At 66.2% G+C, this 26,551-nt stretch carries 22 protein-coding genes and 1 pseudogene; 5 read left to right on the top strand and 18 right to left on the bottom strand.

Annotated features, from left to right (window positions below):
* Positions 1–14 precede the first annotated feature (14 nt).
* The 3 genes from BLP88_RS08080 to typA form a co-directional block, all read right to left on the bottom strand.
* On the bottom strand, positions 15–830 hold the full coding sequence (locus BLP88_RS08080) for a hypothetical protein (protein WP_139163335.1): 816 nt from the start codon (positions 828–830) through the stop codon (positions 15–17).
* Positions 831–971: 141 nt separating this feature from the next.
* Entirely contained in the window at positions 972–1,346 is a 375-nt protein-coding gene (locus BLP88_RS08085) for a hypothetical protein (protein WP_074588313.1), read from the bottom strand.
* A 27-nt stretch (positions 1,347–1,373) separates the two neighbouring features.
* Positions 1,374–3,302: a translational GTPase TypA gene (typA, locus tag BLP88_RS08090; protein WP_074588314.1), complete on the bottom strand. Its 1,929-nt coding sequence runs from the start codon at positions 3,300–3,302 to the stop codon at positions 1,374–1,376.
* A 283-nt stretch (positions 3,303–3,585) separates the two neighbouring features.
* On the opposite strand from typA, the gene BLP88_RS08095 reads away from it, so the two are divergent.
* Entirely contained in the window at positions 3,586–4,437 is an 852-nt protein-coding gene (locus tag BLP88_RS08095; protein ID WP_074588316.1) for an SGNH/GDSL hydrolase family protein, read from the top strand.
* 109 nt (positions 4,438–4,546) lie between these two features.
* Here the strand turns inward: BLP88_RS08095 and BLP88_RS08100 are convergent, their stop codons facing one another.
* Complete coding sequence (locus tag BLP88_RS08100) at positions 4,547–6,382, bottom strand: ABC transporter ATP-binding protein (RefSeq protein WP_074588318.1); 1,836 nt, start codon at positions 6,380–6,382, stop codon at positions 4,547–4,549.
* 82 nt (positions 6,383–6,464) lie between these two features.
* On the opposite strand from BLP88_RS08100, the gene BLP88_RS08105 reads away from it, so the two are divergent.
* Positions 6,465–7,094 carry a PH domain-containing protein gene (locus BLP88_RS08105; RefSeq protein ID WP_074588320.1) on the top strand — a complete coding sequence of 210 codons (630 nt, stop codon included), beginning with the start codon at positions 6,465–6,467 and terminating at the stop codon, positions 7,092–7,094.
* A 16-nt stretch (positions 7,095–7,110) separates the two neighbouring features.
* Here the strand turns inward: BLP88_RS08105 and BLP88_RS08110 are convergent, their stop codons facing one another.
* The 4 genes from BLP88_RS08110 to ychF all read right to left on the bottom strand — a co-directional run bounded on the left by BLP88_RS08110 (position 7,111) and on the right by ychF (position 13,268).
* Positions 7,111–8,247 carry an ABC transporter permease gene (locus tag BLP88_RS08110; protein WP_074588322.1) on the bottom strand — a complete coding sequence of 379 codons (1,137 nt, stop codon included), beginning with the start codon at positions 8,245–8,247 and terminating at the stop codon, positions 7,111–7,113.
* Positions 8,244–9,785 (bottom strand): ABC transporter permease, encoded by a 1,542-nt coding sequence (locus tag BLP88_RS08115; RefSeq protein ID WP_074588324.1) that lies wholly within the window; start codon positions 9,783–9,785, stop codon positions 8,244–8,246. Before BLP88_RS08115 ends, BLP88_RS08110 begins: the two co-directional genes overlap by 4 nt.
* A gap of 178 nt (positions 9,786–9,963) precedes the next feature.
* On the bottom strand, positions 9,964–11,742 hold the full coding sequence (locus tag BLP88_RS08120) for an ABC transporter family substrate-binding protein (RefSeq protein ID WP_074588326.1): 1,779 nt from the start codon (positions 11,740–11,742) through the stop codon (positions 9,964–9,966).
* Positions 11,743–12,182: 440 nt separating this feature from the next.
* The gene (ychF, locus tag BLP88_RS08125; RefSeq protein ID WP_074588433.1) at positions 12,183–13,268 is read right to left on the bottom strand and encodes a redox-regulated ATPase YchF; all 1,086 of its coding nucleotides are present in this window, start codon (positions 13,266–13,268) and stop codon (positions 12,183–12,185) included.
* A gap of 101 nt (positions 13,269–13,369) precedes the next feature.
* Here ychF and BLP88_RS08130 point away from each other — a divergent pair, with 101 nt between their 5' ends.
* Positions 13,370–14,611: a DNA recombination protein RmuC gene (locus BLP88_RS08130; RefSeq protein ID WP_074588328.1), complete on the top strand. Its 1,242-nt coding sequence runs from the start codon at positions 13,370–13,372 to the stop codon at positions 14,609–14,611.
* 14 nt (positions 14,612–14,625) lie between these two features.
* On the opposite strand, the gene BLP88_RS08135 is transcribed toward BLP88_RS08130, so the two are convergent.
* On the bottom strand, positions 14,626–15,711 hold the full coding sequence (locus tag BLP88_RS08135) for a 4-hydroxy-3-methylbut-2-enyl diphosphate reductase (RefSeq protein ID WP_074588330.1): 1,086 nt from the start codon (positions 15,709–15,711) through the stop codon (positions 14,626–14,628).
* Between the two features lie 196 nt (positions 15,712–15,907).
* A complete protein-coding gene (locus BLP88_RS08140) occupies positions 15,908–16,840 on the bottom strand; it encodes a hypothetical protein (protein WP_074588331.1) in 933 nt (310 codons plus the stop codon).
* Between the two features lie 266 nt (positions 16,841–17,106).
* On the opposite strand from BLP88_RS08140, the gene xseA reads away from it, so the two are divergent.
* Positions 17,107–18,489 carry an exodeoxyribonuclease VII large subunit gene (xseA, locus tag BLP88_RS08145; protein ID WP_074588332.1) on the top strand — a complete coding sequence of 461 codons (1,383 nt, stop codon included), beginning with the start codon at positions 17,107–17,109 and terminating at the stop codon, positions 18,487–18,489.
* Complete coding sequence (locus BLP88_RS08150; RefSeq protein ID WP_074588333.1) at positions 18,486–18,746, top strand: exodeoxyribonuclease VII small subunit; 261 nt, start codon at positions 18,486–18,488, stop codon at positions 18,744–18,746. The genes xseA and BLP88_RS08150 overlap by 4 nt, the downstream gene beginning before the upstream one ends.
* 10 nt (positions 18,747–18,756) lie before the next feature.
* Here BLP88_RS08150 and BLP88_RS08155 read toward each other — a convergent pair whose 3' ends face one another.
* The 8 genes and pseudogenes from BLP88_RS08155 to BLP88_RS08190 all read right to left on the bottom strand — a co-directional run bounded on the left by BLP88_RS08155 (position 18,757) and on the right by BLP88_RS08190 (position 26,520).
* Positions 18,757–19,626, bottom strand: coding sequence for a polyphosphate kinase 2 family protein (locus BLP88_RS08155; RefSeq protein ID WP_074588334.1), 870 nt, complete (start codon positions 19,624–19,626; stop codon positions 18,757–18,759).
* A gap of 49 nt (positions 19,627–19,675) precedes the next feature.
* Complete coding sequence (locus BLP88_RS08160) at positions 19,676–20,896, bottom strand: pyridoxal phosphate-dependent aminotransferase (RefSeq protein WP_074588336.1); 1,221 nt, start codon at positions 20,894–20,896, stop codon at positions 19,676–19,678.
* Between the two features lie 120 nt (positions 20,897–21,016).
* Complete coding sequence (locus BLP88_RS08165; protein ID WP_074588337.1) at positions 21,017–21,982, bottom strand: ABC transporter substrate-binding protein; 966 nt, start codon at positions 21,980–21,982, stop codon at positions 21,017–21,019.
* Positions 21,979–22,722: an ABC transporter permease gene (locus BLP88_RS08170; RefSeq protein WP_074588338.1), complete on the bottom strand. Its 744-nt coding sequence runs from the start codon at positions 22,720–22,722 to the stop codon at positions 21,979–21,981. Before BLP88_RS08170 ends, BLP88_RS08165 begins: the two co-directional genes overlap by 4 nt.
* Positions 22,722–23,423 (bottom strand): ABC transporter permease, encoded by a 702-nt coding sequence (locus tag BLP88_RS08175; RefSeq protein WP_074588340.1) that lies wholly within the window; start codon positions 23,421–23,423, stop codon positions 22,722–22,724. Before BLP88_RS08175 ends, BLP88_RS08170 begins: the two co-directional genes overlap by 1 nt.
* Positions 23,423–24,508: an ABC transporter ATP-binding protein gene (locus BLP88_RS08180; RefSeq protein ID WP_074588341.1), complete on the bottom strand. Its 1,086-nt coding sequence runs from the start codon at positions 24,506–24,508 to the stop codon at positions 23,423–23,425. The genes BLP88_RS08175 and BLP88_RS08180 overlap by 1 nt, the downstream gene beginning before the upstream one ends.
* A 123-nt stretch (positions 24,509–24,631) precedes the next feature.
* Positions 24,632–25,811: pseudogene (gene rsgA, locus BLP88_RS19270) on the bottom strand (ribosome small subunit-dependent GTPase A).
* Positions 25,812–26,067: 256 nt separating this feature from the next.
* Entirely contained in the window at positions 26,068–26,520 is a 453-nt protein-coding gene (locus BLP88_RS08190; protein WP_084110959.1) for an NUDIX hydrolase, read from the bottom strand.
* Between the last annotated feature and the right edge of the window lie 31 nt (positions 26,521–26,551).

A 26,551-nucleotide genomic window follows, 5' to 3' on the forward strand; every position in this document is an offset into this window, starting at 1 on the left:
CTGCGCAATGAAAGTCATGCTGATTGCGCCCTGCGGTAACGGAGCACAGCTTTGCGCACCATTGCAAGGAACTCGTCCTGCTGGCCCATCACCATTTCGTAGGTGATCCGGAGAGTGGGTACGCCATAGACAACCGTGATGTTCCAGCGCCGACGGTCGTCGCGGTAGTCCTTACGGCTGCTGTGCGAGGCGTAGCCGTCCGTTTCAATGCCAAGAACGCTGTCCACCATCAAGTCCAGATGCCCCATTCCCGGAATGCTTACCTGTGTCTCAACCACGAAACCCGCTTCTTCGAGCAAGTAGCGGGCCATGGTCTCGACAATTGAGCCGGATTGCGGACGCACCCGCGACAGGAGACGGCGTACCGATTGTTCGCGCGCGGCAGGAAACCTGAGACGCAGCTCCTCAAGATCCACCTTGCCGCGTTTCACGGCCGACTCAGCAATCGTTAGTGCCTCCAGCGGGGGAAGGCAACGAAGGCACTGGCACACAACGTCCAGGACGCTGGCCGGCACAGCGCCACGGTGCACCACGCAGCCAGGCACCGGACGCCCGTGGCGGGCCGTCAAATGCGGCTGTTCCGGCGACCGGACCACCCAGAGTCCCAGCTTTCCGGCGGCCGTGACGCAGCCGGGCACGGCATGGTAGGTGCCTGCATGAACGGCCACGGGATCAGCGTCCGGCAGGGCGTAAACGCCGCGTGCCACCTTCACAAGCGAGCTGCCACGCAGTGCCAGATCCAAGGCGTGTCGGGTAACTCCAGCGCGAAGGAGCGTGCCTGAGGCCGCCACTCCGCCAAGGCGCCTCAAGACTTCAATGGTGGTATCCATGCGCACCACATTGGCGGAACCCAGAGAGTCCCGCAGCCGCGCGGAACCGCTATGTGGACAACCCGGCGGCGCAACGCCCGGCAACTTCGCTGCGCAGCTGTGACGGCTGCGCGACGAACTGCGACTTGTTTTCGCTTCCGGTCAGCTCCGGCGCGCATACCCCCGGCATGCCACCAGCATCGCCAGCGTGACCCCGGCGATCCCGTACACCCAGACGTTGCCCGGCAGATCACCCAGAATGAGTTGCTTCCCGGCTCCGGCGGCCGAGATGGCACCCACCAGGACGTAGCAGAGAATGCCGGCCACCGCCGTCGGGAGTACGGAGCGGTAACGGGCGGCAAGCAGCAGTTCGAGTCCGGCAAGCAGCAGCAGGGCGGCCGCTGGTCCCCAGAAGAGCTCGACGCCGGCAATCTGCACCGACTGCCTGTGCAGGCCGGTGCCGGCCAGGGCAGCAAAAAGGGCCACCGGAAGCGCTGCGGCAATGCCGCGGAACGCTCCGGTGACCCTCTTGCTCATGGCTCCTGCCGGACTGCCGCCGGGCCCTTAGGCCTTGGCGCGGGCGCGCGCAGCCTTGGCACGCTCGTTGGAGTCCAGGATGACCTTGCGGATGCGGATGTCCTCGGGGGTGACCTCGACGCACTCGTCTTCGCGGGCGAACTCGAGCGATTCCTCGAGGGTCAGCTCGCGCGGCGGGGTCAGGTTCTCGAAGGAGTCCGAGGAAGCGGCACGCATGTTGGTGAGCTTCTTTTCCTTGGTGATGTTCACGTCCATGTCGTCGGCGCGGGAGTTCTCGCCCACGATCATGCCCTCGTACACCTCGGAGGTGGGCTTGACGAAGAAGGAACCGCGTTCCTGCAGGTTGATCATGGCGAACGGGGTCACGACGCCCGCGCGGTCGGCAACCATCGAACCATTGGTGCGGTACTCGATGGGGCCGGCCCACGGCTCGTAGCCCTCGGCGATGGAGGAGGCGATGCCGGCGCCGCGGGTGTCGGTCAGGAACTTGGTCCGGAACCCGATCAGGCCACGGGCCGGGACGATGAACTCCATGCGGCACCAGCCGGTGCCGTGGTTGGCCATGTTGGTCATGCGGCCCTTGCGGGCGGCCATGAGCTGCGTGACGGCGCCCAGGTATTCCTCGGGCACGTCGATGGTCATGTGCTCCATCGGTTCGTGGACCTTGCCGTCGATGGTCCTGGTGACCACCTGAGGCTTGCCCACGGTGAGCTCGAAGCCTTCGCGGCGCATCTGCTCCACGAGGATGGCCAGGGCGAGCTCGCCACGGCCCTGGACTTCCCAGGCGTCCGGACGCTCGGTGGGGAGGACCTTGATGGAGACGTTACCGATCAGTTCCTTGTCGAGGCGGTCCTTGACCTGGCGGGCCGTGACCTTGGCGCCCTTGACCTTGCCGGCCAGCGGGGAGGTGTTGATACCGATGGTCATGGAGATCGCGGGATCGTCCACCGTGATGAGCGGCAGCGGCTGCGGGTTCTCGACGTCGGTGAGGGTTTCACCGATGGTGATGTCTTCGATGCCGGCGACGGCGACGATCTCACCCGGGCCGGCGGATTCGGCCGGCACGCGGTCCAGGGCCTTGGTGGCCAGGAGTTCGGTGATCTTGACGGTCTTCAGCTCGCCGTCCTGGCGGGCCCAGGCAACCTGCTGGCCCTTGCGGAGGGTGCCGTTGTAAATACGGAGCAGGGCCAGACGGCCAAGGAACGGCGAGGCGTCCAAGTTGGTGACGTGTGCCTGGAGGACACCCTCGGGGTTGAACGTGGGAGCCGGGATGTGCTCGATGATGGTCTTGAAGAGCGGCTCGAGGTCCTCGTTGTCCGGGGCCGAACCGTCGGCCGGCTGCTCCAGGGAGGCACGGCCGACCTTGGCGGCGGCGTAGACGACGGGAACTTCCAGGACCTTGTCCAGGTCCAGGTCCGGCACCTCGTCGGCCAGGTCGGAGGCCAGGCCCAGGAGCAGGTCCATGGACTCGTGGACGACTTCCTCGATGCGGGCGTCCGGGCGGTCGGTCTTGTTGACCAACAGGATCACGGGAAGGTGCGCGGCGAGGGCCTTGCGGAGCACGAAGCGGGTCTGCGGGAGCGGACCCTCGGAGGAGTCCACCAGCAGCACGACGCCGTCAACCATGGACAGGCCGCGCTCCACCTCGCCGCCGAAGTCGGCGTGGCCGGGGGTGTCGATCACGTTGATGGTGATGGTTTCGCCGTTGGACGACGGGCCGTTGTAGGCGACCGTGGTGTTCTTGGCGAGGATGGTGATGCCCTTTTCGCGTTCCAGGTCGCCGGAGTCCATGACCCGGTCTTCAACCTCGCCGTGCGCTGCGAAGGAGTTGGTCTGCTTGAGCATGGCGTCGACCAAAGTGGTCTTGCCGTGGTCAACGTGGGCCACAATCGCTACGTTGCGGAGATCACTGCGCGAGGCAATGTTCGCGGCAGTTTGGGTGGTGGTTTCAGACATGCGTAATGGCTCGATTCAGTGGTGAAGTCAGCTGTGGTATCGCGCCATTTCCAATGCGGAACGCACGACGGATCAGACCCTTTGCACAGGGCACCTCCCTAGATTCTAAATGGTGTGGCAATGGTTGGCCTAACGGCAGCAGGGCTGCCGGCCCAAAAGTGTCTGCCGTCACAGCCCCGCGCTGCAGTTTGTTGCAGAACAGAAATCTCCAGCCCCTGTCATTCGGGATTCCGATGCCCCAGCATTGCTATGAAGATCGCAGCAAGCCGCCAGGAGACTCCCCATGCGACCACGAAGCGCCGCTCTTTTCGGTTCGGCTTCCCTGCTCGCCGTCGCTTTGATTTGTTCCGGCTGCACCCAGCCGTCCGGAGCTGCCGCCGGCGATGCCGTCAAGCGAACCCCTGTACCGGTGGCCGCGTCCGGCCAACCAGTGGCTGCCCCGAAGCCTGCGTCGGGACTGTCCCAGCCCGACCCCGCCAGCCTCCCCGAAGGCTCCGTATACCGGAACCCGCGCAGCAACCGGGACGAGATCGTCCTCGCCGATGTGCGGCACACAGCGGTACTCATCGGCGATTCGCAGTCGGAACCGGAAGGTTCCTGGCCCCGGAGCGCACTCGCGGCCCTTGGCTACACGGTGTATTACGCAGGCAAAAGCGGGACCGGTTTCGTGGGTTCAAACGGCAGCACCGGCAATTACATCGACGCGCTGGTGAACGGCGACTGGATGCTGCCCTACGGCTCCCCTCCCCTCATCGTGGTCCAGGGTGGCGGCAACGACGCCCGCCAGGGCGCGGACGATGCCCGCATCACCGAGAACGCCAACCGCTTGCTCGACGCCCTGCGGACCCGTTACCCGGGCAGCCGCCTGCTGATGATCGGCACCCTGTCCCGCGGCGAGGCAAACGGCGGCGGACGGCGCGCGGAAGTCGATGCGCTGCTGGGCCGGATCGCCCACAAGGCAGACATTCCGTTCGTCAGTGTCGGCGACTGGATTACCCGCTACGGCGCCGAAGGGGACCTGGTCGATGGCGTGCATCTCGCCGCGCCGGGTCACCGGAAACTCGCCGCGGTCCTCGCGCGGCGGCTGTCCGAATTGGGCCTCGCGGACGACGTCACGGAATCCGGTCTTTCCTGACCGCTTTCCTGGCGGCTTTCCCGACAACGTACGACGGCGACCTTCCGCCTGGTAGCGGAAGGTCGCCGTCGTCTTCAGCCGCAGTTTTCGGGCCGCCTCGCGGCGGGCCTTACTCGATGCCTGCCGCCTGGAGCTGGGCGCGGAGTTCGCGGCGTTCCCGCTGCCTTTCCGGATCCGGAAGCGGCACGGCGGCGAGCAGCCGCTGGGTGTAGGCTTCCTGCGGGTTCCGGAGAATCTGGTCGCGGGTGCCCTGCTCGACGATCCGGCCCCGCTGCATCACGCAGATCCGGTCCGCGAGCACATCGACCACCGCCAGGTCATGCGTGACGAAAAGGCAGGCGAAACCGAGCTCCCGCTGCAGGCCCTGGAAGAGTTCCAGCACTTTGGCCTGGACCGAAACGTCCAGGGCCGACGTCGGCTCGTCAGCGACCATCAACTTTGGCTGCAGGGACAGCGCCCGTGCAATGCCTACGCGCTGCTTCTGGCCACCGGAGAGCTCGTGCGGGTAGCGGTTGCGGTAGCCGCGCGGGAGTTCCACCTGGTCAAGGAGCTTTTCGATCCTGCTCTGCAGTTCCGCACCCTTGGCGACTCCTGCGAGGAACATGGGTTCGCCAATGCTCTCGCCGATGGGCAGCCGTGGGTTCAGGGACGACGAGGGGTCCTGGAAGACCATGCCGATGTCCCGGCGGATCCGGTGGAGCTGCTTGCCGTTGCGCTTCGCTGCCGAAATGTCCTGCCCGACCACCCGCATGGTGCCCTCGGCCACCGGAAGGAGTCCGACGGCGGCACGGCCGATGGTGGTCTTGCCGGAGCCTGACTCCCCCACCAGCCCCAGCACCTCGCCGGGGTAGATCACCAAGTTGGCGCCCTCCACGGCACGGAAGGCCGGGACACGGCCCTGCTTGGGGTATTCGATCGCAACGTCCGTCAGCTCGAGGACCGGTTCGCCCTTCCGCTTTCCGGCTTCCTCCGCCGCGGCCTTCAGGGCTTCTTCGTTTTCGCGTTCCCGGCGGGCCAGTTCCTCCGGGTCCACCGATTCGAGTTCGGTGTTGGTGGCTGCTGCCAGCGCAGCCGTGACATCCACGTCGGCGGTGTCTGCACCTTGGCCAAGGTGCGGAACAGCGGCCAGGAGGGCCTGGGTGTATTCGTGCTGCGGGTTGCTGAAGATCTGCTGGGCGGTGCCGGTTTCAACAATCACGCCCTTGCGCATGACGGCGATCCGGTCGGCGAGGTCGGCCACCACGCCCATGTCGTGCGTGATCAGGATGATCGCGCTGTCCAGCTTGTTGCGCAGGTGCCGCATGAGGTCCAGGATTTCGGCCTGGACGGTGACGTCGAGGGCCGTGGTGGGCTCGTCGGCGATCAGCAGCTTCGGGTCGCAGGAGAGGGACTGGGCGATCATGGCGCGCTGGCGCTGGCCGCCGGAGAGCTGGTGCGGGTAGGACTTGAAGGCCTTCTCCGGATCCGGAAGCTCAACGAGGTCCAGCATGCGCAAGGCCCGTTCCTTGGCTTCGTCCGGCGAGATCTCGTTGTGCAGCCGGAGCGTTTCCACGATCTGCGCACCCACGGTGTACACCGGGTTGAGCGCCGTCATGGGCTCCTGGAAGATCACCGCAACATCCTTGCCGCGTACTTCGCGGATCCGGCCGGCGTCGGGTCCGATGAGTTCCCGCCCGGAGAGCTTGACGCTGCCGCGCACCCGGCTGTTGCTGGGCAGCAGGCCCAGCAATGCCATGGAACTGGCGCTCTTGCCCGAGCCGGATTCCCCGACGATCGCCAGGACCTCGCCGGCGCGGACCTCGTAGTTCAGGCCGATGGCCGCGGGCACCCATTTCTTTTCCACGCCGAAATCGACGCTGAGGTCCCGCACTTCCAGGACCTTCGCGCCGGGAGCGGTCTTGTCCGATTCTGTTTCCAAGGGGATTGCCCCGGAGTTGTCAGTCATTGTTCTGGGTCTTCCCTTCCAGCCGGACGGTGCGCCGCGGGGTGATTAGTGCAGCGGCCCGGAATCCTGAATCATTGGGGGCATGAGCCGAGAGTCCCATGCCGGAAATACCGAAATCTTCACAGCCCGCAGCAGTCGGGTATTCGCCGGAATCTGCTGGGGCACCGCGGCCATCGGCATCGCCGCCACCTTGGTGGCAGCGGGGCCGGCCGGCCTGCCGGGCACGGCTCCCCTGCTGTTCATCGCCTACATGGGCTGGCTGCTCTTCTGGCGCCCCGCCGTCGTGGTACGCGATGCGGGGGTGACGCTGGAGAATCCCTTCCGTACCATCACCGTCCCCTGGGAGGCACTGGCCACGGTGGACACCCGGTACGCCCTGACGCTGGTGACCCCGCGCGGCAAGTACGCGGCCTGGGCCGCGCCGGCTCCCGGAATCTGGGGCGGACGCAACGCCCGTCCCGAACACCTCAAGGGACTCCCCGGCGGCAGCTACGGCCCGGGACAGTCGGTCCGGCCGGGCGACCTGCGGAACACCGATTCCGGCGCGGCCGCCCTCATGGTTCGCTCCCGCTGGGAGCGGCTGGTTGAGGCCGGACGGGTCGAAGCCGGGCGCGCGGCGGAGACGCCGGTGGTGGTGGCTTTTGCCTGGCAGCGGATCGCGGTCACCGTGGTGCTGGCGGCCGCGGGCTGCTGGGCTGTGTTCGTTCTGTAGCTTCACGGTTCCGCGCTCAGCTTTCCCCGGCGTCGGCGGGGGATCCGCTCACGGCGGAGCCTGTCGAGGTAGCTCCCGGCGCGGCGGACGAAGGTGCGGTCTCGCTGGAGTGCCGCCCGGTTTCCACGGCGCTCTTCGCACGGAACTTCTTCTGCCGGGGGTCGAAGGCGTCACGCAGGCCGTCGCCGATGAAGTTGATGCTCAGGCAGATCGCGACGATGAACAGGCCCGGGTACCAGAACAGCCACGGCCTGGTGGCGAAGGCTTCCTGGTTCTGCGAGATGAGCAGGCCGAGTGACGTGTCCGGGGACTTTACGCCGACGCCGAGGTAGCTGAGCGCGGTTTCCAGCAGGATGGCCGCGGACATCGTGAGGGTCACGTTCACGATGAGCACGCCGATGGCGTTGGGAAGGATGTGCTTGAAGATGATGCGCGCGTTGCTGGCTCCCGAGATCCGGGCCGCGTCCACGAACTCGCGTTCGCGCAGCGTCAGGAACTCGCCGCGGACCAGGCGGGCCAGGCCCACCCAACTGACCAGGCCCAGGAAAATGCCCAGGACCACGACGCCGTTGCTCGCCGCGAAAGCGGAAAACCATCCGGCCGCGTCGCGCCGGTTGGCCATCTGGGCCACCACGGCGGCCAGCAGCAGCACCGGAATGATGATGATGACGTCGGTCAGGCGCATCAGGATGGCCTCGACCCAGCCGCGGAAGTAGCCGGCCAGGCCGCCGACGACGGCCCCGATCAGGCCGGCGATGGCGCCGATGATCACCATGATGATGATGGACTGCTGGGCACCGCGCATGGTCATCGCGAACAGGTCACGGCCGATCCGGTCCTGCCCGAAGGGGTGTTCGCCCCAGGCCAGCGGCCACAGCGAAACCGAAGGGACGCCGTCGTTGACCAGCGGCGAAACGTCCACGTGGTTGTACTTCCACCAGCCGGGGATGCCGGCGAAGCCCACGGAGGTAAAGGCCATGATGAAGATCAGGGCGAACACTGCCAGGCCCACCAGGGCGCCGCTGTGGCCGAAGAAGCGTTTACGGACAATCTGGCCCTGGCTGAGGCCTTGGTATTCGGTCTCGGGGCCGGGTGCGGCCTCCTTCTTGGCCTGCTCGGCCAGGATGACTTCCTCTTGGGTTGGCTGGCTCATGCTTTGATCCTTACGCGCGGGTCGAGTGCGGAGTACGCAAGGTCCGCAATGAGGTTGAACACCATGGCGGTGATGGCCACGCACAGGAACACGCCCATGACCGGGTTGGGGTCAATGTGGGTGATGCCGTCAAGGAACAGGAAGCCCATGCCGTGGACCGAGAACACGGACTCTGTGATGACGGCGCCACCGATGAGTGCGCCGATGTCAAAGGCCACGATGGTGGCCAGCGGGATCAGGGCGTTGCGGAAAGCGTGCCCCATGATCACGGAGCGTTCGGAGAGACCCTTCGCGCGTGCGGTCCGGATGTAGTCCATGTTCATGATTTCCAGCATCGAGGAGCGGGTGAACCGGGTGTAGCTGGCGAGGGAGACAAGGATCAGGGCGATGGTCGGCAGGATCAGGTGGGTGAAGGTGTCAATGGTCATGATCCAGTAGTCACCCTGAAGGTTGGGGGTGCCCGCGCCGATCGTGGCAATGGGACGCCCTCGCACGCGGCTGTTGCTGAAGTAGGCGGGCCAGGCCTGCATGAAGCGGTCCACGGTCACCAGCCCGCCCATCAGGAATGCGGTGATGCCGGCGGCACGCATGGACTGGCCGCGGTCGTAGCCGCCCATGAGGTAGCCGACGCCGACGCCGACGAGGACAGTCGCGATCGCCAGCAGGAAGATCATCAGGCCGGTCGCCTGGTCCAGAAGCGGTTGGACCGCGAAGTACGCAATCAGTCCGAGTCCGACGGTGATCAGGGCGGACTGCAGCGCCTTGCGGTTCTTCAGGCCCGAAACCAGGGTGGTCACGGCGAACGCCATTCCGACGCCTGCGATGGCGATCACGACGGGGCCGAGGCCCGGGGTCTTGAACCACAGCGTGGCGGAGAAATACACCATGACGGCGGTAACCAGGGCGAACACCACCCCGCCGGAGATCAACCGGCGTTTGAGTTCACCGCCCACCGCCACCGCGACCACAACGCCGAGGACGAGCCCCGTACCGATCGACACGGGCAGGGGTATGACGGGGTTCCGGAGGAAGTTGTTGAAGCCGATGGCTCCGAACTCCTTCAGCAGCACGGCCACCCAGAAGATGGGGAGGGAGAAGAAGAGGAAAGCCATGAAGGTCACGCCGTAGTCCAAGGCGCTGTACTGGCGCAGGGCCGTCACGATGCCCAGGGTGATGCCGATGAGGATGGCAAGCACGGTGGCTCCGGTGACCAGTGTCAGGGTCTGGATCAGGGCGATGCCCAGGGCTTCGGTGATTGGTTGCCCGGTGACGCTCCTGCCGAGGTCACAGCTGCCGGCGAAGGGAACGAGGCATTGGGCAGCCCCTCCCAGCCATTTGAAGTAGCGCAACGGAGCGGGGGTATCCAGATCGAGCAGCTGGCTGCGCGCGTCCATGAGTTGTTGTCTGTTCGGGGCATTGCTGGCACGGAGGTCTGCCAGCGGATCACCTGACGACGCTGTCAGGAGATACACCAGGAACGACGCCCCGAGGAGAATGAGAGCGGCGGTTGCCAATCGCCTTACGACATAGCTCAGCATTTTGTGTATGAACCTCAATATCCGGCCCGGGGTTGACCCTGGCCTGTCGCAGGGACCGGCGGATTACCCCTCGACTTGGTGGAGGTGCCGCCGGTGCACTGCTTTGCTTGGCAGAAAGCGCCGGGACCATGTTGCCCGGTCCCGGCGCCTGCTGCATGTGGATTTCTAAGGAGCGGGCCTACTTACGTGCCCAGTCCCAAACGTTCCACCAGACACCAGTCTGGTTCGGCATGGCGGTCACACCCGTGATCTGGTCGGAGTATGCCTTCACGTCGGGAGACTGGAACAGCGGCAGACCGTAGCTGGTGGACCAGATCGCGGCATCGATCTTGGTCTGGAGCTCGTCCTGCTTTGCCTTGTCCGTGGTGACGATCAGTTCATCCATCAGCTTGTCAGCTTCCGGATCGGAGAGGCCGTTGAAGTTGGAACCGCCCGCGGTCTTGAAGATCTGCGGGGTGCCGGTTACGCCAACGCCCGAGTTGATCCAGCCGAAGATGGTCGCATCGTAGGAGCCGTCACCGAGGTGGGCGCTCCAGTCGGCCTTGCCGAGGCCGCCATCGACGATCTTGAAGCCGGCCTTGGTGGCGGATTCGCGGATCAGCGAGAAGGCGTCAACACGGTTCGGGTTGTCCTTGTTGTACATGATGCGGATCGTCGGGGTCTTGCCGGCAAGGAGCTGCTTGGCCTTGTCGATGTCGACCTCCTGGTACGCGGAGGAGCCGTTGTTCTTGACCGAGTCAGCGTAGGCGGCCTGGGCCGGAACGAAGATCTGCGAATCCAGCGGGGTTGCTTCCGGATCGATCTTCTTGATGATCTTGTCCACGATGTCCTTGCGCGGCACGGTCAGCATGAACGCGGTGCGCACATCCTTGTCGGCAAACGGGCCGGAGTAGTTCAGGTCGAGGTGGTCGTAGGACAACTGCTTGCCCTGGAGCAACTCAACGCCGTCGAGAGCCTTGATCTGGTCCACAGTGTCAGCCGATGCCTGCGGGTTGATGATGTCGACTTCACCGTTCTTCAGGGCCTGGACCTGTGCCGGGGCGCTGCCGATGGTGCGGACGACAATTTCGTCAGCGTGCGGGGTGGGGCCCCAGTTGTAGTCCTTGTTCCGCACGAGGGTCAGGGACTGCTCGGCGACGACGTCCTTCACGACGTACGGGCCGTTGGAGAGGAACAGGCTCGGGTCAGACGGAAGGGTCTTGGAATCGAAGCCGGTGCTCCAGAAGTCGGCGACCTTCTTAAGCTGGGCATTGACGGGCTTCGGTGCTGCCGCATCGCCCCGCGGGACGCTCTTGAAAAGGTCGACCAGTGCCTGTGCATCCTTCAGACCGGCCTTCTGGGCAACCACGTGGGCCGGGATGTCGATGCCGCCGTTACCCGCGAAGCCAAGCGCCAGTTCCCAGTCGGCGAAAGGCTTGGAGTACTTCAGCGTAATGCTTCGGTTGTCGCTGCCGACCTCGGGGAAGTCTGTCAGGTTCAGGCCCGAAGTATCGGCCGCGGTGAGGAAGTAGGTGGTGCCCGTCTTCTTCTCCGGGTTCGCGTCGTCGTAGTAAGCAGAGCCGGAAGCCCAGGTCAGAAGCAGGTCTGCTGCACTTACCTGCGTTCCGTCGGACCACTTGACGCCCTCGTTGACGGTGTACTTGACCGTCAGAGGATCGTCGGAAAGCTTTTCGTACTTGCCGAACTTTTCGTTCTTGACGATGTTGAGCTTGTCGTCGATGTACAGGAAGTTCGAGTGGGTGGCGTACCCGATGTGGCCGTTGACGTCGGAGTTGCCATCCGCCGTTCCCGAGTTGAAGCTGCTGAAACCGTTGGTCTCGGCAACACCGATGGTTCCGCCTTCTTGGGCCCCGCCCGTGGTCGTGCTGGGGCTGCCGGTGTTTCCGGCGCAGGCGCTAAGTGCGAGCGTGGCGATTGCCATGACCCCCACCGCTTTGGAAATACGTCCGAAACGCATTCCGCCTCCTCTTATTAGTGTGGAAAGCCGGCGTTGTTGACCCCGGCGGACAGGACGATACCCAGATAGCAGCTGTGTCCCGTCTCACATGGTCAGTAGCCTAGTCTCCGCAGGGTGGCTTTGGAATGAAAGTAACCTCTCAGAACCGGATGTTTATCGAACTGCAACAGTTGCTTCATTTCTATTTCATCCGGGTACACAGTTCGACGCCGGCGGGCCAGTTTGGGCGGCACGCGGCGGCGGTCCCGGGCGGCGTCGAATGCGTGCGCGTCGTATCTGATTCCCATTCGCCAAGCATCGCCGTGTTGCCGACTGCGCGGAACCGTCGGGTTCGGCTATGTGGATAACCCGGCGGAACTAGCGCGGCCGGACACGACAAAGCCCCCTGGACATCAGATGCTCAGAGGGCTTCGGCCGCCGTGGACTCAACCAGGCTGGTGCTAGACGTTGAAGCGGAACTCCACTACGTCGCCGTCAGCCATAACGTATTCCTTGCCTTCGATCCGGACCTTGCCGCGGGACTTTGCTTCGGACATCGAACCGGCGTCGATGAGGTCGTCGAAGGAGACGACTTCGGCCTTGATGAAGCCGCGCTGGAAGTCGCTGTGGATCACGCCGGCGGCCTGGGGGGCGGTGTCGCCTTGGTGGATGGTCCAGGCGCGGGTTTCCTTCGGGCCGGCGGTGAGGTAGGTCTGCAGGCCGAGGGTGTGGAATCCGACGCGGGCCAGCTGGTCCAGGCCGGATTCTTCCTGGCCGTTCATTTCCAGCATTTCGCGGGCTTCTTCTTCGGAGAGCTCCACGAGGTCGGACTCCAGCTTCGCGTCGAGGAAGATGCAGTCCGCCGGCGCCACGAGGGCACGCAGTTCGTCCTGCTTCTCCGTGCTGCCGAGGATGCCTTCGTCCGCGTTGAAGACGTAGATAAAGGGCTTGGCCGTCAGCAGACCGAGCTCCTTGAGGTGCTCCATCTCGAGCTTGTCGCTCTTGATGGAGGAGAAGACGGTGTCGCCGCGTTCCAGGACCGCCTGGGCCGCCTTGACCGCCGCCAGTTCCGCGGCGTCCCGCTTCTTGATCTTGACTTCTTTTTCGATCCGCGGGATGGCCTTCTCAATGGTCTGCAGATCGGCCAGGATCAGTTCGGTGTTGATGGTCTCCATGTCGGACCGCGGATCCACCTTGCCATCGACGTGGATCACGTCGGGATCATCGAACACGCGCACCACCTGGGCGATCGCTTCGGCCTCGCGGATGTTGGCCAGGAACTGGTTGCCCAGGCCTTCGCCCTCGGAAGCGCCCTTGACTATGCCCGCGATGTCCACGAAGGAAACCGTCGCCGGCAGGAGCCGCTGCGAGCCGAAGATATCGGCGAGCTGCTGGAGCCGGGGATCGGGCAGGCTCACGACGCCGACGTTCGGTTCGATTGTTGCGAACGGGTAGTTCGCCGCGAGGACCTGGTTGCGGGTCAGTGCGTTGAAAAGGGTTGATTTGCCGACGTTGGGCAGTCCGACGATGCCAATAGTAAGAGCCACGAGCATTGATTCTACCTGTTTCACGGGCCGCCTCGCGTTGCCGTTGCCCGGCCCGGAACGCCGATCCCAAAAATGTCGGAGCCTTCTGCCAAGGTGGGGACATGGATGGATTTGTGGTCTTGTTGGCGTTGTTCATGCTGCTGCTCGGGGCGGCACTCGGCATGGCGGGCGGCTTTGTCGTCTACCGGCGGCGCAGTGCCGCGCTGGAAGCGGACTTCGACGGCGTCTCCGCGCGTTTGTCGGAAGTCTCCGCCAATTACGCGGCAGCCGACGCCGAACGGAAGCTGTTGCTGTCGCAGAACCGCGAGCTCGGTGCGGCCCGGAACCAGGACGGCAGTGTGCTGCGCGCCCTGGCGCCGGTGGCCGAGAAGCTCTCGGCGGTCCAGCAGCAGGTCTCCCTGCTCGAGCGGGACCGGCTGGAACAGTACGGACAGCTGGCCCAGCAATTGCAGGAGGCGCGCCTATCCGATCAGCAGCTCCTGCGCTCCACGCACGCCTTGGCTTCGGCACTGCGTTCCAACAGTGCCCGCGGGCAGTGGGGTGAGGTCCAGTTGCGGCGCGTGGTGGAGGCCGCGGGCATGCTCCGGCACGTCGATTTCCAGGAGCAGTTCCATGCCGTGTCCGGCGACTCCTCGCTGCGGCCTGACCTGGTGGTGCAGCTCCCGGGCGGGAAGCAACTGGTGGTTGACGCCAAGGTTCCGCTCGCCGCCTACCTGGCCGCGCAGGAGGCAACCCCGTCCGGCGCGCAAAGCGGCACCGGACCTGTGCCGGTCGGCAGCGACCTGCTGGCGGCACATGCCAAGGCCCTGAAGTCCCACGTAGATGCCCTGAGCTCCAAGAAGTACTGGGACATTCCGGGCAACTCTCCCGAGCTCGTGGTGTGCTTCCTGCCCGCCGAATCGATCCTCGCCGCGGCGCTGGAAGCGGATCCCGCGCTGCTGGACCACGCTCTGTCCCGGAACGTGGTGCTGGCCTCCCCCGGCACCCTGCTGGCTGTGCTGAAGTCCGTGGCCTTCACCTGGCGGCAAGACGTCCTGACGGACAACGCGCGGCAGCTGTTCGATCTGGCCCAGCAGCTCTACGACCGCATGGGCACCCTCGGCGAAAACGTCGGCCGGCTGGGGAGCTCGTTGAAGACCTCCGTGGACAGGTACAACGCCCTGGTCGGAACGCTGGAAGCCAGGGTCCTTCCCACGGCACGGAAGCTCAACGCCCTGGACACGGAGGGGCTGACGGTGCCCGCCGCCGTCGAAGCGGTTCCACGTGCCCTCGCCGCACCGGAGCTGCGTGAAACCAGGCAAACTTCGGACTTTAGGGAGAGCGACGACGAATCCGCCGCCTAGGAGGCAGAAGAAGACTAGGAGTTCGGGCGGTTCCCGCGTCCACCGAGGGCGCGGGAAACGTCTCCGGCGGCCTTGAGCGTGGCGCGCAGTTCCTTCGGCAGGGAGAAAAGCAGGTCTTCCTCGGCCGTGACGACCTCTTCCACCGCGCCGTAGCCGTATTCGGCGAGCAAGCGGAGGACCTCCTGTACCAGGACTTCGGGAACGGAGGCACCCGAAGTGACGCCGACCGTGGCAACCCCTTCGAACCAGGCCTCGTCCACCTCGTTGGCGAAGTCCACGCGGTACGAGGCCTTCGCGCCGTATTCGAGGGCGACCTCAACGAGGCGGACCGAGTTGGAGGAGTTCGCGGACCCCACCACGATCACCAAGTCGGCTTGGGGAGCGATCTTCTTGATGGCCACCTGGCGGTTGGTGGTGGCGTAGCAGATGTCGTCGCTGGGCGGGTCCTGCAGCGTGGGGAACCGTTCCTTGAGCAGGCGCACGGTTTCCATGGTCTCGTCCACGCTGAGCGTCGTCTGGGACAGCCAGATGGTCTTTTCTGGATTGCGGACCGTCACCTGGTCCACCTCGTGCGGACCGTTGATGATCTGGATGTGGTCCGGGGCTTCACCTGCGGTGCCTTCGACTTCCTCGTGGCCGTCGTGGCCGATCAGCAGGATGTCGTAGTCCTCCTTGGCGAAACGCACGGCTTCGCGGTGGACCTTGGTGACGAGGGGGCAGGTCGCGTCGATGGTGCGCAGGCCGCGGTCTTCGGCGGACTGCACCACTGCGGGCGAGACACCGTGGGCGGAGAAAATCACCAGGGCGCCCTCGGGCACCTCGTCGGTTTCGTCGACGAAGATTGCGCCTTTTTCCTCCAGCGAGGTGACGACGTGGACGTTGTGGACGATCTGCTTGCGGACATAGACGGGAGGACCGTAGTGCTCCAGGGCCTTCTCGACCGCGATGACGGCACGGTCGACGCCGGCGCAGTAGCCCCGCGGCGCGGCGAGAAGGACGCGCTTCGGTCCCGAAACGGGAGCGGCAGCCAGCACATCTTCCGGGGACCTCCGCCGGCGCGGGATGGTGGGCATCGGTACGGACACTGCAGAGCTGCTCATTCCTCCATGCTACCGGGAGCGGGAGCAGCGACCGGCGCGGTCAGAGGCGCCCGGGACGATCCCCCCGGCAGGATCGCCGGCGCCGGTACCCTTCCGGATCAACCGGTGTCTTCCCGGATCAACCGGTACCCTTCCGGATCAACCGGTGTCTTCCCGGATCAACCGGTACCCGCTCAATCAACGGGGCCGCCCCGGATCAACCGGCCGGTGCGGTGCGCGGCTTCCTCCGGCCAAGCAGGACGAGGCCGAGAAGACCCATGAGGAAGAGCACGCCGCCAGCCACCGCCGTCGCGCCGATCCACGGCGCAAAGCCTGCAGCCGAGGCCGCAATGAGTTCCCGGGCGAAGAGGGCGCCCATGGCGCTTTCCCCGAGCCCGGCTCCGGCAAGGCCGGAGAACAACACGGTTGCGGCCTGCCATACACCGGCGAGCACCGCCAGGCCAATGCCCGTGCACAGCAGCACCGCCGAGCGGCGCCTGGCCGCCAGCACCGCCAGGGCCAGGGCCATGACGGCACCCAGTGCTGCCGGCCACCACATCGGAGCAAAAGCGGCGAGCCTGTCCACCACCTGCCGCTGGGAGGGGCCGCCGATGGCGACCACTGCTGTGTCCGGCACGGTGAGCTGCACTCCGGTGGCGGCCTGCAGCTTGTCCTTGAGGAGGTTCACGAACGGTCCGAGGTCGAGCACAAGGGAAGTTCCGGCGGCGCCCGGCGTGGGCTGATCGGTGGCCTGTGCTGTCGATTGGTCGCTCGCCTGCCCGGCGGGCGGGGCTGACTGGCTGGCCGGATCCCCGGCTGGGTCCGCGAAATTCAGGCGGTGGCTCCGGCGGACCGTCTCGTTCCAGGCGTGCGGGTATTCCGGCCAGCTGCTCATGTTCCGGGCTGCGTCCTGGAGCAGGGACGCCCCGAGTTCTTCGGCGGGGGCGGGCAGTTCGAGTGCCGCTTCGATGTTGTTGACGGCGATTCCGGCGAGCCTGGCCTGGAACGCAGGGTCCTTTCCGAGCCCGTCCGTCAGCTGAACGAAGCCGTCTTCCCGGACGATATTGCGTTCGGTCCACGCCGCCGGGACGGCGAATCCGGTCAACAGCAGGGCAAGTATCACTGCGAGTGCAGAGACAAAGGTACGCAACAGGAATTCCTCGGGTCGGGGCCAACTGCCATCCTACGGGCCCATGGCGGCGCCGAGCGGCCAACGCCGGGGCCGAGGAGTCGCTGAATCCGCCGGCGGGGTCGGCCGGTGCCTAGGGTTCAATGTAGGTGCTGCCTGCGAGGGTATGGATAGAGTTGAAAAGCACGGCGGACCATCCGCCGCCAGGCTGGCGGGCAACCACCAAGCCACCGGAACAACGAGGACGGAACCCATGCATCAGGCATCACCCGGCCGTGGAAACGCCCATGGCTGCTGAGGATACGGGAACCGCCGTTCCGGGCGGCGCCGCATCCGGGGATGCCCACGCGGCGGATGCCCAGCCGGAAAACCAGCCGTCGACCCTGCCGGCGACGGCGGCCGAGACAAGCCCGGACCGGCCCTGGCCGCTGCACCTGCTGTCCCGGAAATTGAAGGCGCACATCGAACGGGCGCCGGCCGTCTGGATCGAAGCGCAGGTTATTGAGCTCAACCGCCGCGGCGGCAGCGCGTTCGCCACCCTCCGGGACACCGACGCCGAAATCTCGCTGCCGGCGTCGCTCTGGTCAAAGGTCCTCGACCGCCAGAAAACGCCGCTGGAACGCGGCTCGCGCGTCGTGGCGCTGGTGAAGCCGGAATTTTGGATGAAGACGGGGCGGCTGAACATGTCCGTCCGGGACATCCGGCCCGTGGGCCTCGGCGATCTGCTGGCCAGAATCGAGCGGCTGCGCCAGGCCCTGGGCGCGGAAGGACTCTTCGCCGACGCGAGGAAGAAGCAGCTGCCCCTCCTGCCGCACCGCATCGGGCTCATCACCGGCCGGGATTCCGATGCCAAGAAGGACGTCATGCGGAACGCAGCGCTCCGCTGGCCGGCCGTGGAATTCGACGTGCGCGAGGTGGCGGTCCAGGGGAACACGGCGGTGGGCCAACTGCTCGCGGCGCTCCGGAAACTCGACGCCGACCCGCACGTTGACGTTATCGTCATCGCCCGCGGCGGCGGCGCCCTGGAGGACCTGCTGCCGTTCAGCAACGAGGAGCTCATCCGGGCGGTGTCCGCGGCCAGCACTCCCGTGGTCAGCGCGATCGGACACGAGGCGGACCGGCCGATCCTCGACGACGTCGCGGACCTCCGGGCGTCCACCCCCACCGACGCGGCGAAGCGCATTGTGCCGGACGTTTCGGAGGAACTGGCCAAGGTGCGCCTGGCGCGCGAGCACCTGAACCGCTGCATCGTCAGGCTGGTCGACCGCGAAAACGACCGGCTCCATGCCCTGCGCTCCCGGCCGGTCATGGCGTTTCCGGAGATCATGGTGACGGCGCGGGAAGAGGACATCGCCAGGCTCCGGAAGCATGCGCACACCGCGGTGAGCTCCGCCGTCGTGCGCGCCCTGGACCAGGTCCACCACCTCAAGGCGCGGGTGCGGGCACTGTCCCCGCAGAAAACACTGGACCGCGGTTACGCCGTGGTCCAGGTGACAGGACCCGACGGCGCCGGCCACGACGTCGTGCGAAGTCCCGGCCAGGCACCGCACGGCACTGCCCTGACCGTCCGGGTGGCCGAAGGGCGCTTCGCAGCGGTCGCCGACGGCAGCAACCCGCCCGCCCCGTCCGAAACAACAGAACTACCCGCAGCAGAGCGAGGATCCCGATGACAACAGAGAACCACTCCCCCGGCGCCGGCCAGGAACCGGGCTCGCCGGCCCCGGACTCGCTGGGTTATGAGGAAGCCCGCGAGCAACTGGCCGCCATCGTTGCCCGGCTGGAAGCAGGCGGTGCGAGCCTGGAAGAGTCGCTGGCGCTCTGGGAACGCGGCGAGGCGCTGGCAAAGCAATGCGAAGAATGGCTGGAGGGTGCGCGCCGGCGGCTCGCCAGTGCGAAGGAAACCGCCAACAGCGACGAGGACAGCTAGGACCTGCCTGTCAGGAAGCGGCGACGCGTTCGCGCTCCGCGGCGACATCGAACTCGGCCTCGGGCCACTCGAGTGACAGCCCCTCGAGGGCGGCGATGAGCAGCCCCTGCACAGCGATCCGGGCGTACCATTTCTTGTTCGCCGGGACCACATGCCAGGGGGCGACGGCGGTGGACGTCTTGTCAAAGACTTTCTGGAAGGCATCCATGTAGGCGTCCCAATGGGCGCGTTCCTGGACGTCGCCGGGGCTGTACTTCCAGTGCTTTGCGGGATCATCCAGGCGGGCGAGCAGGCGCTTCTTCTGTTCGTCCCGGCTGATGTGCAGCATGACCTTGACGATCGCCGTGCCTTGGGCGGCGAGCCGGGCTTCGAAGTCGTTGATGGCCCCGTACCGGCGGGCAAGTTCGGCGTCGTCGGCCCAGCCGTGGACCCGGTGGATCAGCACGTCCTCGTAGTGCGAACGGTCGAAGACCCCCACCATCCCGGCGCCGGGGACCGCTTTTTCGATCCGCCACAGGAAGTCGTGCGACTTTTCCTCGTCCGTGGGAGCCTTGAAGGCCGTCAGCTGCACGCCTTGGGGATCCATGGCGCCCACCACGTGGCCCACGATGCCGCCCTTGCCCGCGGTGTCCATGGCCTGCAGGATCAGCAGGATGCGCTTGTTGCTGCCGAACTTGCCCTCCGCGAAGAGCTTTTCCTGCAGTTCCTTGAGGCGGCTGTCCTGGGCGGCCAGCAGCGACCCGCCGTCGGCCTTGGCGCCGGGGTAGCCGGGTGTGGATTCCGGGTCCACGGAGGACAGCCGGAACCCTGGCGTGATGGCCAGGGTTCCTGCAGGGTCCTGTTCGAATTCCACCGCACTGGATTTCTCGGCACCGGCCACGCGCTCTCCCTGGGTTCAGGCCGCCCCGACGGCGGCAGGTCCCCTCAGGCTAGTTGCCCGGGTAGCGCCCGAGGAAGTCCGCCATGCGACCGATCGCCTCTTCGATGTCTTTGACGTTGGGCAGCGTGACCATTCGGAAGTGGTCCGGGCGGACCCAGTTGAATGCCCGGCCGTGGGAGACCAGGATCTTCTGTTCCTTCAGCAGGTCCAGGACAAACTTCTCGTCATCGCGGATGTGGTAGACCTCGGGATCCAGCCTGGGGAACAGGTACAACGCGCCCTTGGCCTGCTGCGTGCTGACGCCGGGGATGGCGTTGAGCAGTTCGTAGGCTTTGTTGCGCTGTTCGAGCAGCCGGCCGCCGGGCAGGATAAGGTCGTTGATGCTCTGGTAGCCACCGAGCGCCGTCTGGATGGCATGCTGCGCGGGCACGTTGGCACACAGCCGCATGTTGGCGAGCAGGTTGATGCCTTCGAGGTAGTCGGCGGCTTCCTTCTTGGGTCCGGAGATGGCCATCCAGCCTGCCCGGTAGCCGCACACCCGGTACGCCTTGGAGAGCCCGCTGAAGGTCAGGCACAGGACGTCGTCGCCGGTGAGACCGGCGAGGTTCACATGGGCGGCGTCGTCGTAGAGGATCTTTTCGTAGATCTCGTCGGCGAAGAGCACCAGTCCGTGTTTCTCGGCCAGGGCCACGATCTTCCGGAGGGTTTCCTCCGGGTAGACGGCGCCCGTGGGGTTGTTCGGGTTGATGACCACGATGCCCTTGGTGCGCGGGGTGATCTTGGCTTCCAGGTCGTCCAGGTCCGGCTGCCAGCCGGAGTCCTCGTTGCACAGGTAGTGAACCGGGCGTCCGCCGGCCAGGGACACGGACGCGGTCCACAGCGGGTAGTCGGGCGACGGGATGAGGACCTCGTCGCCGTCTTCGAGCAGCGCCATGAGGGACATGGTGATGAGTTCGCTGACGCCGTTGCCGAGGTAGATGTCGTCGACGTGGATGTTCTGGATGCCGCGGGTCTGGTAGTACTGCGAGACGGCGGTGCGGGCGGAGAAGATGCCGCGGGAATCGCTGTAGCCCTGGGCGTTCGGCAGGTGGCGGATCATGTCCACCAGGATCGCGTCCGGCGCTTCAAAGCCAAACGGTGCCGGGTTTCCGATGTTCAGTTTGAGGATGCGGTGCCCCTCTGCCTCCATCTGCTGGGCGGCCTGAAGAATCGGTCCACGGATGTCGTAAAGGACATTATGAAGCTTGGTGGACTGCTTGAATTCTGCCATCCATCAAATATGCCACACCGGTGATGGACTTCCCGTGAGAGCTGCCTCACACAAGCACGACGGCGGCGTGAAGCTCCCGGGGAGGCTCCCCGCGGTGCCGCCCGCCGCCGTCGACCGTTGCTATTTAACGAGCCCTTTGTCTTTCAGCCAGGCCGCCGCGGCGTCCTTGGGGTTCTGCTTCTGGTCGCCGCTGACCGCCCGGTTCAGGTTGATCAGGTCCTCGGTGCTGAGGGCCCTGGACACGGCGTTGAGGGCGTCCCTGGCCTTGTCCGTCATCTTTGCCTTGTTGTAGAGGGGCAGCACCTGCTGGGCCTTGAAGTTGTTCTTCGGGTCCTCCAACACCACGAGGTCGTTGTCCTGGATGGACGGGGTGGTGGTGTAGATGTCCGCCACCTGGACCTCGTCGCTGAGCAGCGCCCGCAGGGTCAGGTTGCCGCCGCCGTCGTTGAAGGGCTTCAGTCCCTTCAGCACGCAGTTGTAGTTGCTCTTCAGGCCGGGGAAGCCGTAGGCGCGCGTTTCGAAGGTTGCCGGTGCGCCCATGGTGAGGTCCTTGCAGACCTTGGCCAGGTCAGTGATGGACTTCAGTTGGTACTTCTCGGCGGTGGCCTTGGTGACCACCATGGCGTCCTTGTTCTCGGCCTTCGCCGCGTCCAGTACGCCCAGGCCTTCGGGCAGCTTGCCCGGCAGTGCCTTGTAGACATCGTCTGCGGAGACCTCAGGCGCGTTGGCGTCCAGGTAGGACAGCAGGTTGCCGGAATAGTCCGGGGCGAGGTCGATCGATCCGTCCTGTACGGCCTTGAAGTAGATTTCCCGGGACCCGATGTTCAGCTTGGTGCTGGCTGTGACGCCGGCGGCGTTGAGGGCGCCGGCATAGATTTCGGCGATGATCTGGCTTTCAGGGAAGTCCGCCGATCCCACTACAAGTGCCCCGCCGCCGGACGCCGGTGCACTGGAGCTCGGGGTGGCCAGCGGAGTGCCGCCGCACGCACTCAGTGCAAAGGCCAGGCCGACGCCGGCAGCCAGGCCGCCGAGCATGCGGCGGGTGAGCGTGCGGTGCTTTGATGCGTGGATGCTGCTGTTCTTCATGCGGTTCCTCCTTGAAGGTCAGCGTCGGCCGGTGCCGCCGCTGCGAGGTCTCCGGCGGACTTGCGGCCGCCGCGGGAATCGGTGGACAGCCCCGGGGAGAGGATCATCCTCTGCACGGCGGCCAGAATGAGGTCGACGGCGATGGCCAGCGCCGCGATAAGCAGGGATCCGCCGAGCATCCGCGGGAAGTCCTGGAGGACCAGGCCATCAAAAAGGTAACGCCCCAGTCCGCCCAGCGGAAGGTAGGCGACCACCGATACCGTGGCGATGACCTGCAGCACCGCGGTCCGGATCCCGCCGGCCAATACCGGAAGGCCGTTGGGAATCTCCACCCGGAAGAGGATCTGCAGTTCAGTCATCCCCACGGCGCGTGCACCGTCCACTACTGTGCGGTCCACGCTGGCGACGCCGGCGTAGCTTCCGGCCAGCAGCGGCGGGACGGTCAGGATCACCAGCGCCCACACCGGTGGCATGAGCCCGCTGCCGGCCAGGAGGGCGAAGAGGACCAGCAGGCCGAGGGTGGGCAGCGCACGCAGGGCGCCGGCGGCGGCGACGGCGGCAACCCGGCCCCTGCCGGTGTGGCCGATCAGCATCCCGAGGGGCAGGGCAACAGCAGCCGCGATGAGCAGCACCAGTGCCGAGTACTGGAGGTGTTCGAAGAGCCTCGTCGGGATGCCCCCGCTGCCGCTCCAGTTGGCAGGGGAGGTCAGCCAGATGAAGGTGTCGGCGAAAACGTCCATCAGCCGGCCCCCTCATGGATCCGGATTGTGGACATCGCCGTGGCACCGGTTCCCGCCGCCGGTTTCGCGGCGGCCCGGGTCCACGGGGTGAGGACCCGCTCCAGCAGTACCAGCAGTGCGTCCATGAGCAGGGCGAGCACCAGGATGCCGATGATGCCCACCACCACCTCGGTGACGAAGGAGCGCTGCAGGCCGTCGGTGAAGAGCATGCCGAGGTTCCCCACACCCAGCAGTGCGGCCACGCTGACGAGGGAGATGTTGCTGACCGACACCACCCGCAGGCCCGCGAAGAGCACCGGCAGGGAGAGCGGAATGTCGATCCGCAGGAACCGTGCGTACGGTGTGAAGCCCATGGCCGTTGCCGCGAGCCGGAACTCTTCGTCCACGGAATCGAAGGCGTCCATTGCCGCGCGGACCAGCAGCGCCACCGCGTAGATGGTCAGCGCAACCACCACATTCAGCGGGTCCAGGATCCGGGTGCCGAGCACGGGCGGCAGGATGATGAACAGGGCCAGGGATGGAATGGTGTACAGCAGCGAACTGGCAGTGGTCACGGCCGTCCTGAGCGCACGCCTGCCCCGGACAAGCTCGGCCAGCGGCACGGAAATTAGCAGGCCCAGCACCATCGGCACCACCGCGAGCACAAAATGCTGCCCCGCAAGCCCGAACACCATGGCGCTGTTGGCGAGGAACCATTCCATCAGGCCGGCTCCTCCCGCTGCCGCCGGCTCGCCTCGATCAGCGCGAGGATTTCCTCCCCTTTAAGGACGCCGGCGAGACGTCCGTCGCCGTCTACCGCCACGCCGAGGCCCGACGGCGAGGACAGCGCCGCGTCGAGGGCACGGCGCAGGCTGTCCCCCGGCCGGAACAGCGAACCTCCCGGAACCAGCCCGCCGCCGTCGCGCGGTGAAGCCCAGCCCAGCGGCCGGGAGTCGTCGTCGAGTACCAAGGCCCATTCGCTGTTTCCGCCGACCGCTTCGGCAGCATCGACGGTCTTGACCGGGTGCAGGCGGACGGACTCGGCGGGGTTGAAGGACAGCCGCCGGAATCCGCGGTCCCGGCCGACGAAGGACGCCACGAAGTCATTGGCCGGGGCGCGCAGGATCTCCTCCGGCGTGGCGTACTGGGCTAGCCTGCCGCCGACGGCGAAGACCGCCACCTTGTCCCCCAGCACCGTGGCCTCGTCGATGTCGTGGGTGACGAACACGATGGTCTTGGCCAGTTCCCTCTGCAGCCGCAGGAGTTCCTGCTGCAGTTCCTCACGGACCACCGGATCGACGGCGCTGAACGGCTCGTCCATCAGCAGCACCGGAGGATCGGCCGCGAGGGCCCGGGCAACCCCGACCCGCTGCTGCTGCCCTCCGGACAGCTGCGAGGGGTACCGCCGGCCGAGCCCGGAGGCCAGCCCGACGACGTCGAGCAGTTCGGCCGCGCGCTGCCGGGCCTTTGCTTTGGGGACGCCGTTTAGTCGCGGCACCGTGGCGATGTTGTCCAGCACCGTGCGGTGCGGCATGAGGCCGGCGGACTGCATGACGTAGCCCATGGACCGCCGGAGCTGGGCTGCCGGTTCCGCCGAGATGTCCCGGCCCGCCACCGTAATGGTCCCTGAAGTCGGCTCCACCATCCTGTTGATCATGCGCAAGGACGTGGTCTTTCCGCAGCCCGAAGGTCCCACGAACACCGTGATGGCGCCCTGATCGATGGACATGCTCAAATTGTCCACTGCAGGCTGGCCGCCCTGATACTGCTTGGTGACGCTCTGGAACTCAATCATGGCTTCAGCCATTTCCGGGCTTACCTCGCTGTCGGCGCAATCGGTGGAGCGGTCGGGCGGAGCATTGAAATCAGCCTAGTCAGCGGCACCGACAAAGTCAGCCGCGGCGCGGGGTCCGTAAGGGATCGGCAAGATTCAGCCGGACTTCCTGCCCCGTCCCTTGCCCCGCACTTCACCTCCTTCGTGACGGTACCGTTCGGCCGCGCGCTGGCTCAGCCCGGCCCGCGCGATGCTTTGGTGCCACTCCCGCTGGTAGGCCCGCCGCGCGGCCGCATCATGTTTCCGGGCGAGGACGGCGAGCTCGTTTTGCAGCTTGCGGTAGCTTTCCCAGTGCCGCAATTCCACCCGGCCGTCCGCGAGCGCGGCCTGCACGGCACAGCCGGGCTCGCGGTCGTGGGCGCAGTCCGCGAAGCGGCACTGGGCGAAGAGCTCCTCCAGGTCCGCGAACATGTCCTGCAGCCCGTTTTCCGCGTCGAACAGGCCAAAGCCGCGCACCCCGGGAGTGTCCATCAGGACCGCCCCGCCGGGCAGTGGCACCAGTTCCCGGGAGGTGGTGGTGTGCCGGCCCTTTCCGTCGCCGGCGCGGACAGGTCCCGTTTCCTGGACGTCACGGCCTGCCAGCGCGTTGATGAGGCTGGACTTCCCGGCACCGGAGGGGCCCAGCAGCACCACGGTGCCGCCCGCCGGAACGTGCTGCATCAGCGCGTCGAGTCCGTCGCCGTATTCGGCGGACGTGGTGACCACCTCCACCGCCCGCCGCGTGAAGCATGACTTGCCCGACGACGTCGTCCGCCAGATCGGCGAGGTCCGCTTTCGTGATGATCACCAGCGGCGTGGCACCCGAGTCCCAAGCCGCGACGAGCGTGCGTTCGAGGCGGTTGGGGCTGAGTGGACGGTCGACCGGGACCACGACGCCGACCACGTCGATGTTGGCTCCGAGGACCTGTTCTTCGGTGGAGGACGCCAGTGCCCGTTTGCGGCCCAGCGAGGTGCGCCGGGGCAGGATCCCGACGACGGCGGGTTCCCCGGCGCGGTTGCGGCCGAGCCAGACCCAGTCGCCGGTGACCGGCGCGGGGCCATGGCTCGGGTAGGGCAGGTGTTGCAGCCCGGCCGGACCGGCAACCAGGACCCGGTTCCGGTCGAGCCGGACCACCCGGCCGGGATGTTCGTCGTCCCCGACTTCGTCATGGCCCGACGGCGGGTGGTTGCGGAAGTACTCCGCGGTTTCGGGAGTGAAACCGTAGTGGTGCGGTCCCTCAAGGACGGTGGTGTCAGGTGTTGCTGGACCCTCTGCGGGTCCGGAAATGAATGTCAAGGTTCAGCCTCTTGTGAGGCCCGGTCGCCGTTCGCGGAATCGCAGGAAAGGTCTCAGCGTGCGGCAGGCGCCGGGGCAGGAATGATGATGTGCTGGGCGCGCGGTGCGCGCGGGAATTCGGCAATCATGGTTCCACCTCCTCGGCATGCGGCCGGCAGACTGTGTCTGTTCGTCAGGTGACTGTTCGTCAGAGGCCGGCGGTGTGTTCAGCGTAGCGAGCGGGACGCGGCTTGGCCAGACCTCGCTCGGCGGGTTTTCAGCCGAGCTGGCCGTTGAGCGGGCGTTCCCGGTGCAGGCGCAAGCCGACGTCCACCAGGGAGACCCTGTCCAGGCCGGGAACGACGTCAAGCGGAATCCAGGCGGCGTGGGTGGTGCTGCCGTCCACTTCGTGGGTGAGTTCCCCGCCCGTGATCCGCGCTTCGAAAATCATCCTCAATGCCTGGAACGGGCGGTCCTTCCCGTCGAAGCGGGGCTCATCCGGCCAGTACCCCACGTCCGTTCCGAGCATCACCCCGATCTCGGCGTCGTAGCCCGTCTCTTCCAGGATTTCCCGCCTGCACCCGTCCACCGGATGCTCGGCGAGATCGAGCCCGCCGCCGGGCAGCGTCCAGCCTTCCTTGCCGTTCTCCTTCCAGTACGCCAGGAGGACGGCACCGTCCCGGACGATGACTCCGTAGGCGGCTGGACGGGTGTCGAATCGCATACTCACGAGGGACAGCTTAGGCCCGGAAGGCAGGGCA

Source organism: Arthrobacter cupressi (genome assembly GCF_900099975.1).
GTDB lineage: Bacteria > Actinomycetota > Actinomycetes > Actinomycetales > Micrococcaceae > Arthrobacter > Arthrobacter cupressi.